Below are 9,603 nucleotides of genomic sequence, written 5' to 3'. Positions count from 1 at the left end.
CTACCTCGATTTGTTGAGCGGGCGTTGTGTAATGGTAAGACCTCAGCCTTCCAAGCTGATGATACGGGTTCGATTCCCGTCGCCCGCTCCAGAAATTCTTTTCAGACAAATAACCTGCAAAAGATATTTTAGTCTTTGGGTAAGTGTTTGTTGTTACATGATTTATCTTATTTTGAACAACAGCCTTCCAAGCTGATGATACGGGTTCGATTCCCGTCGCCCGCTCCAAGCAGGACTGCAACTTATTGGCGTCTATAATTGACGCTGATTACGTGAGTTGCGAGCCGCCCGATTGCCCCTCTTGAAAGTCCATATCTTTTTGTTCCGGCTTCTCGGCCCGGCATTCACTGCCGAACGTTTCCCCGTTAGCGGTTTGCATCTGGGATCAAGTCGTTTGGCAGTTCCATCCGGCTAGCGCGTGTCAAGAAAGACTGGAAGACCGGGGGCCGCGCTGTGGATAATGGCTCTGTTCGGGCATTCCGAAATAGCCGGGATCAATCAGCATATCCGCCAGAGTGTAGGCGTCGAAAGTCGCGAGAAAGTTGAGCAGGGCCTTGTTCATCAACCCCGGCAAACGGCAGCCCATGGTGATCCGGCAGGTGTTGTCGGGAAGGAAACATTCTGCAAGGCCGAAATCTGGCTCGGTCCTGCGCAGAACCTGGCCGAGATTGATCTGATCCGGTAGCCGGGCCAAGCGGAACCCGCCACTGCGCCCCCTTACACCTTCAAGAAAACCGTCGTGGATCAGTTGCAGTACCACTTTTTTAAGATGTGCCCGCGAGATGCCATAAAGCCTGGACGTCTCTTCGATGGTGGTCAGCTGATCAGCCTTGAGCGTTGCGGCATAGAGTAAAACACGCAGGGAATAGTCTGTGAACTTAGTTAGACGCATAACACACTCCTGTTTCCGGGAGTTTCCGGAAATATGCGGTTTTGGCAAGTTATAAACCCGCTGCATTGTTGCTCATAAAAGGGGTATTTCACTTGATCCATATCAAGGATGACCCGCGCCGCCTTTGGCATGGTCTGCGGCATGAAACCGATTGCCTCGCCTTTTTTGATCTGTCTCCTGCTTGCGCTTGCCATGGCGTTGGCGGGGCTTGCCACGGGGCGTGCCGCGGGGATTGCGGTGTTTGAGGCCGGTTTGACGAAGATGGTGATCTGCGCAGATGGCGAAGGTCAGAAGACGGTCCTCGTGTCCCGTGACGGTGTCCCGGTGGAGCTGCCGCATTGTTCCGGGATGCTGTGCGATGACTGTTTGCAGGCCGGATCGGATGCGATCTCCTGTACCCCCTGGAATGCCGGGACAGCGCCCACCAAGGCGCGCCCCGTGGCAAGCCCCAACAGCCCCTTGCACCATCCCGACGCAGTGGTTCGGGCGCGAAGCCGCGCGCCTCCGGGCCTGTCAAAATACGTATGAAAGTTCGCCTGATGTTTTATGCCCGCCTCAACCCCTTGCGCCCCCACGCCGCGAAACTCTTTGCGCAGTGTCTCGCCATCTGGATCGCCCTTCTGACATTTGTCACAGCGGTCCATGCGCAGTCCCCCTATCTGCCAAGTTATCTTGCCGAAGTGCCCGCCGCGACCTTGGTTGAGGGGGCCGATGGCTATGGTCCGATGCGTAGCGATCTGCCGGTCGCGCCGGTTCTGCGCGGGGGGGAAACGGTCGGCTGGGCCTTCATCACATCGGATTTCGTGGGGACCACGGGATATTCCGGCAAACCCATTCATGTGATGGTTGCGGTCGGTCTCGATGCGCGGCTGACAGGTGTGAGGCTTGTCAAACATTCCGAACCTATCGTTCTGATTGGCATTCCCGAGGCCAAAGTGGCCGGGCTTGTGGCGGATTTCGTGGGGCTTGACCTTGTGGCCGAGGCCGCGGCGGGCGGATCGGCGCATGAGCTGGACATCATTTCGGGCGCGACAGTCACCATAATGGTGATCGACGATTCCATCGTGCGGTCTGGGATTCGCGTGGCGCGTGCATTGGGACTGGGCGGGCTGACGCCTCTTCTGGCCCCGACCGGCCCGCAGTTCGAGTTGAACCCGGACGCGCAGGCGGCCGATGACTGGTTCACCCTCACGGGGGACGGCACGCTGCGCCGGATGTCTCTGGATGTGGGGCAGGTCAATACCGCTTTTGCCGCGATGGACGATCCGCGCGCGGCCGCCCGCCCACTGACCGAGCCCGATGACACGACCTATATCGACATGTATGCCACCCTGGTCAGCGTGCCCGCCATCGGTCGGCAATTGTTGGGTGAGGCCGAATTCGCAAACCTGACGGACTGGCTCGAACCGGGCGAGCACGCCATTCTGGTGGCTGGGCGTGGGCTTTATTCCTTCAAGGGGTCCGGCTATGTGCGCGGCGGCGTATTCGACCGGATCATTCTGGTGCAGGGTGATAATTCGGTTCGCTTTCGCGACCGGGGCCACCGCCGCGTCGGAGAGATCATGGCCAAGGGTGTCCCGTTCCTGTCGGAAATGGATGTTTTCAAGATACCCGCCGATGCCGGGTTTGATCCGGCAGAGCCGTGGCGCCTGCAACTTTTGGTACAGCGCGATGTGGCGGCACTCGAGAGGGCTTTCACAACCTTTGACATGGGGTATCAACTGCCTGCGGCCTATCTGCGCCGCGTCGCCACCGCCGCCCCGAGCCCCGCGCCCCTGATCGAGGAGGCCGGTGCCGAGAGTGCCGCCCAGACAGCCCTCTGGACACGGATATGGCGCGACAAGACAGTCGAGATCGCGGGCCTTGGCGTGATGCTGGCCGCGCTTACGCTGGCCTTTTTCTTTCAAAGTTTCCTCGTGCGGTCCGAGCGCGCAACCAGTTGGTTTCGCATGGGATTTCTGACCGTGACGCTGGTGTTTCTTGGCTGGTACGCGAATGCGCAGCTATCGGTGGTCAACCTGATGGCCCTGTTCGGCGCGCTGACCACGGATTTCAGCTGGCAGGCGTTCCTGCTTGATCCGCTGACATTCATCCTGTGGTTTGCGGTCGCGGCTGCGCTGATCTTCTGGGGGCGGGGCGCCTATTGTGGCTGGCTTTGCCCGTTTGGAGCCTTGCAAGAACTCACCAACCGCATCGCGCGCAAGCTGGGCGTGCCGCAATGGACGTTGCCCTGGGGCCTGCACGAACGTCTCTGGCCGGTCAAATACATGATCTTCCTCGGACTTTTCGGCGTATCGCTTGCCTCGATCGAACAGGCCGAGCATCTGGCCGAAATAGAGCCGTTCAAGACCGCCATCGTGCTCAAATTCATGCGCGCCTGGCCCTTTGTCGCCTATGCGCTGGCACTCTTGGCGGCGGGCCTCTTTGTGGAACGCTTTTACTGTCGCTACCTGTGCCCGCTTGGTGCAGCACTGGCGATTCCGGCCCGGCTGCGCATGTTCGACTGGCTCAAGCGCTACCGTGAATGCGGAAACCCCTGCCAGACCTGTGCCCATGAGTGCATGGTACAGGCCATCCATCCCACTGGCGAGATCAACCCGAACGAGTGCCTGAACTGCATGCACTGTCAGGTCCTCTATCAGTCGGAGACCAAATGTCCGGTCGTCATCAAGCAAGCGAAGCGCCGCAAAAGCGCCGCTGACAGCGCGGCAGCGCTGGACCGGATGATCGAGAACCACCCAAACATGAGAAAAGGAATATGATCATGACAACCGATACCAAGAAAACCGGGATCAGCCGCAGGGGCCTGTTGGGCGCCACGGCAGGTGGCGCGGCGGCACTTGGCGCAATGGGCGCGTCGCGCATGGCGCTTTTGGGCGGGGCCGCAGGTGTCGCCACGACCGCAGCGATGGCCCCGACCGTCGCCAATGCGGCCTCGAACGCCGCAAGCCTGGCCCCCGGAGAGCTGGACGAATATTACGGGTTCTGGTCTTCGGGCCAGACCGGCGAGGTGCGTATTCTGGGCATTCCGTCGATGCGCGAACTCATGCGGATTCCGGTGTTCAACCGCTGTTCGGCCACCGGCTGGGGGCAGACCAACGAATCCCTCAAGGTGCTGACACAGGACATGATGCCGCAAACCAGGGAATATCTTGCCGCACAGGGCAAGAAGGTTCACGACAACGGCGACCTGCACCACGTCCACATGTCCTTTACCGAGGGCAAGTACGATGGCCGGTACCTCTTCATGAACGACAAAGCCAACACCCGCGTGGCGCGCGTGCGCTGTGACGTCATGAAGGCCGACAAGATCATCGACATCCCGAACGCCAAGGCGATCCACGGTTTGCGCCCGCAGAAATGGCCGCGCACCAATTACGTCTTTGCCAATGGCGAGGACGAGGTGCCGATGGTCAACGACGGGCAGATCCTTGATGATCCGTCGCAATATGTGAACTTCTACACCGCCATCAATGCCGATGACATGACGGTCGCCTGGCAGGTGATGGTCTCGGGCAACCTGGACAACACCGATTGCGATTATCAGGGCAAATACGCCTTCTCGACGTCTTACAACTCGGAAATGGGGATGAACCTGGCCGAGATGACCGAAGCCGAGCGCGATCACGTTGTCATCTTCAACATCGCCGAGATCGAAGCGGGCATCGCAGCAGGTGATTTCGTCGAACTGAACGGGGTCAAGGTGGTTGACGGGCGCAAGGGGCAAAACAAGAAATACACCCGCTACGTGCCCATCCCCAACTCGCCTCACGGCATCAACACCGCGCCCGACAAGCGCCATGTCTGTGTCGCGGGCAAACTGTCGCCGACGGTTTCCGTGCTCGATGTCACCAAGTTCGATGCGCTCTTCGAGGATGACAGCATTGATCCGCGCTCGGTTGTGGTGGCGGAGCCGGAGTTGGGTCTCGGGCCGCTCCACACCTGTTTTGACGGCAAGGGCAACGCCTTGACCACGCTGTTTCTCGACAGCCAGGTGGTGATGTGGAACATTGAGGACGCGGTACGCGCCTATAACGGTGAGAACGTGGACCCGATCCGCACCAAGAAGGATGTGCATTACCAGCCCGGCCACAACTCGACCTCGATGGGCGAAACCCTCGATGCGGACGGCAAGTGGTACATCTCGATGAACAAGTTCTCAAAGGACCGCTTTCTCAATGTCGGCCCGCTGAAACCCGAGAATGAACAGCTTTTCTCGATCAACGGCACCGAACTTGAGATCATGCATGACGGGCCCACCTTTGCCGAACCGCATGACAGCATTATCGTGCACAATTCGGTGGTGAACCCGAAATCGGTCTGGGATCGCAACGATCCGATGTGGGCGGACGCCCGCAAGCAGGCCGAGGCGGATGGCGTCAATCTGGATGAATATCAGGATACGGTAATCCGTGACGGCAACAAGGTGCGCGTCTACATGAGCAGCCAGGCCCCGATGTTCAGCCTTGAAAGCTTTACCGTGACCCAGGGCGACGAGGTGACAGTCTATGTCACCAACCTCGACGATATCGACGACTTGACCCATGGGTTTTGCCTGAACAACCATGGCGTGGCGATGGAAGTGGGGCCGCAGGCCACCTCTTCGATCACCTTCACGGCGGCGAAACCCGGTGTCTACTGGTATTATTGCCAGTGGTTCTGTCATGCGCTGCACATGGAAATGCGCGGCCGCATGTTCGTTGAACCGAAAGGCGCCTGAGCCATGCCGCGCCTCATCCTCAGCCTGATCCTGTTTCTCGGCGTCGCGACCACGGTCGTGGCGGACGAACGGCGGGTTCCGGCAGAGGCAGGGGCGCTTGCCACTGCCATCGCCGGGGCCATGCCCGGCGATGTGCTTACGCTCGCACCGGGCCGCCACCTCGGCCCGGTGATACTTGACCGGCCTGTCACGCTTGACGGGCAGGGCGCAGCCACCATCGACGCAGGCGGCACCGGCAGCGTGATCACCGTCACGGGCCATGATATCACCGTGCGCGGCCTCACCCTCATCGGGTCGGGCAGTGACCATGATGCCATCGACAGTGGTGTGCAGATCACCCGGACTGCGGCGCGCGTGCTGGTCGAGGACAACGACATCCTCGGCAATCTCTACGGGGTCGATGTGCATGGCCCGCGCGATGCCACCGTGCGCGGCAACCGCATTCTCGGGCGTACCGATCACCACATGAACAGCCGTGGCAACGGTGTCTATGTCTGGAATGCCCCCGGCACGATCATCGAGGACAATGATATCCGCCTTGGCCGCGACGGCATCTTTGTAAATACGTCCAATGACGGCATATTCCGCGGCAACCTGATGCGCGACCTGCGTTTTGCTGTGCATTACATGTATGCCAACAATTCCGAGGTGTCGGGCAATATCTCGATTGGCAACACGCTTGGCTTTGCCCTGATGTTTTCGAACCGCATCACAGTGCATGACAATCTAAGTCTCGCGGACCGCAGTCATGGCTTGATGCTCAACTATACCAACAATGCCGACATTCGCGGCAATCTGATACGTGGCGGCACCGAAAAGTGCACCTTCATCTACAACGCCCACCGCAACCTGATTTACGACAACCGTTTTGAGGGCTGTGAGATCGGCATCCATTTCACCGCCGGGTCAGAGCGTAACGCGATCACGGGCAACGCCTTTGTCGGCAATCGAACGCAGGTGAAATACGTCGGCACCAAGGATGTGGAATGGAGCCATGACGGGCGCGGCAACTATTGGTCCGACCATCCTGCGTTTGATCTGGATGGCGACGGCATCGCCGATGCCAGCTTTCGCCCAAATGACCTGATGGACCACATTCTGTGGCCCCAGCCCGCCGCGAGCCTTTTGATCGGGGCGCCCGCCGTACAGCTGATCCGTTGGAGCCAGAAACATTTCCCGGCCTCATTGCCCGGCGGCGTGCTGGACAGTGCCCCCCTGATGCGGCCCGTTATCCTGACGGTGCCAGATACTATCGCCGCGATGGAGGCCAAAGCCATGGCCGCCGCGCGCAACAGAAAGACAGACGATGACCAGTTTGACCCTCTCGCAAGTCACTAAGCGCTACGATGGTGTGACCGCCCTTGACGACGTGGCCTTTAGCGTCGCCCCCGGCGAACGGGTGGCGCTTCTGGGCCATAACGGCGCGGGCAAATCCACGCTGATGAAGATCATCCTCGGGCTGATCCCCGCGACCTCGGGGAAGGTCGAGGTTCTTGGTGGCGCGCCCGGTAGCCAGGCCGCCCGCGATGGTACGGCCTATCTGCCAGAAAACGTGGCCTTCCACCCCGCGCTGACCGGGCTGGAACAGATCCGGCTTTATCTGCGGTTGCGTGGTTGCGATCCGGCGCAGGCCATGGGGCTGCTTGATCGGGTCGGGCTTGGCGATGCCGCCGACCGCCGGATCGGTACCTATTCCAAGGGCATGCGGCAGCGCGTGGGCCTCGCACAGGCCCTGATCGGCCGCCCGCGCCTTCTGGTTCTGGACGAGCCGACAAGCGGGCTTGACCCGGTGTCGCGCCGTGAATTCTACGCCATTCTCGACGGTCTGGCCGCCGAGGGCGCCGCGATCCTGCTTTCGTCGCATGCCCTGACCGAGGTCGAGGCCCGCACCGACCGGATCGTGATCCTGTCGGGTGGCCGCCTCATGGCCAACGACACGCTCCCGGCGCTGCGCCGCAAGGCCGCGCTGCCGATCCGCCTTCAGGTTTCGGCCCGTCAGGGGGCTGCGGATCAGGTGGCTGCGGAACTGTCGGGCGGGCGGCGCAATGGCGTCATGGTCGATCTGACCTGCGCCCATGACGAAAAGCTGGCCCGGTTGGGCCATATCGCGGCGCTTGCCGGCTTGATCGAGGATGTCGAGATCATCCCGCCCAGCCTTGAAGACCTCTATAGCCACTTCAGCCGGAGAGACGAACAATGACCGCCCTCATCAGACCTGTATTCGCTCTTGGCATCACCGAGTTCCGCATCGCGCTTCGCAACCGTTGGGTGACGATCACCGTGGCACTCATGGCGCTCTTTGCACTGGTTCTTTCCGCCGCTGGCAGCGCACCCACCGGCGATGTCGGCGTCGATGCGCTGTCGGTGACCGTGGCGAGCCTTACGTCACTTGGCGTCTACCTTGTGCCGCTCATGGCGCTTTTGATGTCCTTCGACGCCGTGGCGGGAGAGGTCGAACGCGGCACGCTCTCGCTGACGCTAACCTATCCCGTCTCACGCTCCGGTATCCTAATGGGCAAGTTCGCGGCACATCTGGTGGTGCTGACGATTGCCGTAGGCGTGGGCTATGCACTGGCGGCCGCGGCGGCGCTTGCAACCGATCCGGGGGCGTCGGCGGGCCTGCCGGCCCTTTTGCGGCTCTTCTGGTCCTCTATCCTATTGGGGGCGGTGTTTCTCGCCGTCGGTTATACGCTTTCGGCCATCGCGCGGCGACCGGGGGCCGCGGCGGGGCTCGCCATAGGCGTCTGGCTGGCGCTTGTGGTTCTTTATGATCTGGGGCTTTTGGCAGCGGTCGTGGCCGATGGCGGCGGTGCTTTCACCAACCGCGCCCTGCCGTGGTTGCTTTTGGCCAATCCCGCCGACGCGTTTCGCCTCTATAACCTCGCGGCTTCCGAGGCGACAGCAGCGGCCTCTGGTCTTGGCGGTGCGGCACAGACCATTCCGGCGGTGCATGCGCTGATTTCCGTCCTGCTCTGGCCACTCGCCGCCTTCGGGCTGGCCGTGGCCGCGCTGCGGAGGGTCACGCCATGAAGTGGCTGTCGATTGCTCTCTTGCCCCTTGCTCTGGCCGCCTGCAAGGAAGAGGTGGCAACCCACCCTGATCCGGTATCGCTGACCGCCGAAGCGGTGGGGCATTATTGCCAGATGGACCTGTTGGAACATCCCGGTCCCAAGGCGCAGGTGCATCTGGCGGGATTGGAGAACCCGCTTTTTTTCAGTCAGGTGCGCGACGCCATCGCCTATCAGCGGATGCCCGAACAGAGCCACGCCATCACCGCCATTTACGTCAACGACATGGCGGCGGCCCCTAGTTGGGACCAACCCGGCGCCGATAACTGGATTCAGGCCACGGACGCGCATTTCGTCATGGGCTCGGATGCGACGGGCGGAATGGACGCGCCCGAACTCGTGCCCTTCCTCAAGGCTGAAGATGCCACGGCCTTTGCGCAGGCGCGCGGCGGGCAGGTTCTGCGACTGGCCGAGGTCGCGGATGCCGATGTGCTCTCGGCGGTGCCGATCGCCACTTTCCCAGACACTGACCGCGCCGAAGATGACGACTTCGAGGCGCGACTGAAACAACTGTCCCGCGAAAGGCAGAACTGACATGACCCTCTCTCGCCGCCGTTTCCTTTCCATTTCCGCTGCCGCGTTGGCATGCGCCGGGGGGGCAAATGCCGCCCCGCTTTACCACTGGCAGGGGGGCGCCCTTGGCGCACGCGCCACGATCACGCTTCGCCATCCAGAGGCTGAGCGCATCACCCATGCCGCCCGCAGTGAGATCGAGCGGCTCGAACAGATTTTCAGCCTCTACCGGCGCACATCAAGCCTGAGCCTGCTCAACGCCGTCGGGCAACTGGACGCGCCGCCCTTTGAATTGCTCGATTGCCTGACACTGGCTTCTGCCGCGCATCAGGCCACCGGCGGGCTCTTTGATCCCACCGTGCAACCCTTGTGGGATCTCTATGCCCGAAGCTATAGCGCCGGGCAGGCGC

The 9,603-nt window shown here is 61.2% G+C and carries 9 protein-coding genes and 1 tRNA gene; 9 read left to right on the top strand and 1 reads right to left on the bottom strand.

Going from position 1 to position 9,603, the window contains the following annotated elements; all coding sequences use genetic code 11:
- Nucleotides 1-17: 17 nt before the first annotated feature.
- Nucleotides 18-91 (top strand) — tRNA-Gly (locus tag QZ522_RS15020).
- Between the two features lie 330 nt (nucleotides 92-421).
- Here the strand turns inward: QZ522_RS15020 and QZ522_RS15015 are convergent.
- Complete coding sequence (locus QZ522_RS15015) at nucleotides 422-892, bottom strand: Rrf2 family transcriptional regulator (RefSeq protein WP_294613299.1); 471 nt, start codon at nucleotides 890-892, stop codon at nucleotides 422-424.
- 108 nt (nucleotides 893-1,000) lie between these two features.
- On the opposite strand from QZ522_RS15015, the gene QZ522_RS15010 reads away from it, so the two are divergent.
- From QZ522_RS15010 to QZ522_RS14975, 8 genes are all read left to right on the top strand, one after another.
- Nucleotides 1,001-1,420 carry a hypothetical protein gene (locus QZ522_RS15010; protein ID WP_294613296.1) on the top strand — a complete coding sequence of 140 codons (420 nt, stop codon included), beginning with the start codon at nucleotides 1,001-1,003 and terminating at the stop codon, nucleotides 1,418-1,420.
- Between the two features lie 11 nt (nucleotides 1,421-1,431).
- Nucleotides 1,432-3,654, top strand: coding sequence for a NosR/NirI family protein (locus tag QZ522_RS15005; protein ID WP_294613294.1), 2,223 nt, complete (start codon nucleotides 1,432-1,434; stop codon nucleotides 3,652-3,654).
- 2 nt (nucleotides 3,655-3,656) lie between these two features.
- Complete coding sequence (gene nosZ / locus QZ522_RS15000; RefSeq protein WP_294613291.1) at nucleotides 3,657-5,612, top strand: TAT-dependent nitrous-oxide reductase; 1,956 nt, start codon at nucleotides 3,657-3,659, stop codon at nucleotides 5,610-5,612.
- 3 nt (nucleotides 5,613-5,615) lie between these two features.
- Nucleotides 5,616-6,950 carry a nitrous oxide reductase family maturation protein NosD gene (locus QZ522_RS14995; RefSeq protein WP_294613288.1) on the top strand — a complete coding sequence of 445 codons (1,335 nt, stop codon included), beginning with the start codon at nucleotides 5,616-5,618 and terminating at the stop codon, nucleotides 6,948-6,950.
- Nucleotides 6,919-7,812, top strand: a complete 894-nt coding sequence (locus QZ522_RS14990) for an ABC transporter ATP-binding protein (RefSeq protein ID WP_294613285.1) — start codon at nucleotides 6,919-6,921, stop codon at nucleotides 7,810-7,812. The genes QZ522_RS14995 and QZ522_RS14990 overlap by 32 nt, the downstream gene beginning before the upstream one ends.
- Nucleotides 7,809-8,642, top strand: a complete 834-nt coding sequence (locus tag QZ522_RS14985; protein ID WP_294613283.1) for an ABC transporter permease subunit — start codon at nucleotides 7,809-7,811, stop codon at nucleotides 8,640-8,642. Before QZ522_RS14990 ends, QZ522_RS14985 begins: the two co-directional genes overlap by 4 nt.
- Nucleotides 8,639-9,214: a nitrous oxide reductase accessory protein NosL gene (locus QZ522_RS14980; protein ID WP_294613280.1), complete on the top strand. Its 576-nt coding sequence runs from the start codon at nucleotides 8,639-8,641 to the stop codon at nucleotides 9,212-9,214. Before QZ522_RS14985 ends, QZ522_RS14980 begins: the two co-directional genes overlap by 4 nt.
- A gap of 1 nt (nucleotide 9,215) precedes the next feature.
- A partial coding sequence (locus tag QZ522_RS14975) for an FAD:protein FMN transferase (RefSeq protein WP_294613277.1) occupies nucleotides 9,216-9,603 on the top strand: 388 nt, incomplete at its 3' end.

Source organism: uncultured Roseovarius sp., assembly GCF_913054395.1.
Classification (GTDB): domain Bacteria; phylum Pseudomonadota; class Alphaproteobacteria; order Rhodobacterales; family Rhodobacteraceae; genus Roseovarius.
This window is presented reverse-complemented; position numbering and strand designations above follow the sequence as displayed.

What these genes read in the sequence shown, in the direction of transcription:
- QZ522_RS14990 (WP_294613285.1), top strand. Translation starts at nt 6,919, where the DNA reads ATGACCAGTTTGACCCTCTCGCAAGTCACTAAGCGCTACGATGGTGTG.
- QZ522_RS15015 (WP_294613299.1), bottom strand. Translation starts at nt 892, where the DNA reads ATGCGTCTAACTAAGTTCACAGACTATTCCCTGCGTGTTTTACTCTAT.
- QZ522_RS15005 (WP_294613294.1), top strand. Translation starts at nt 1,432, where the DNA reads ATGTTTTATGCCCGCCTCAACCCCTTGCGCCCCCACGCCGCGAAACTC.
- QZ522_RS14985 (WP_294613283.1), top strand. Translation starts at nt 7,809, where the DNA reads ATGACCGCCCTCATCAGACCTGTATTCGCTCTTGGCATCACCGAGTTC.
- nosZ (WP_294613291.1), top strand. Translation starts at nt 3,657, where the DNA reads ATGACAACCGATACCAAGAAAACCGGGATCAGCCGCAGGGGCCTGTTG.
- QZ522_RS15010 (WP_294613296.1), top strand. Translation starts at nt 1,001, where the DNA reads ATGACCCGCGCCGCCTTTGGCATGGTCTGCGGCATGAAACCGATTGCC.
- QZ522_RS14995 (WP_294613288.1), top strand. Translation starts at nt 5,616, where the DNA reads ATGCCGCGCCTCATCCTCAGCCTGATCCTGTTTCTCGGCGTCGCGACC.
- QZ522_RS14980 (WP_294613280.1), top strand. Translation starts at nt 8,639, where the DNA reads ATGAAGTGGCTGTCGATTGCTCTCTTGCCCCTTGCTCTGGCCGCCTGC.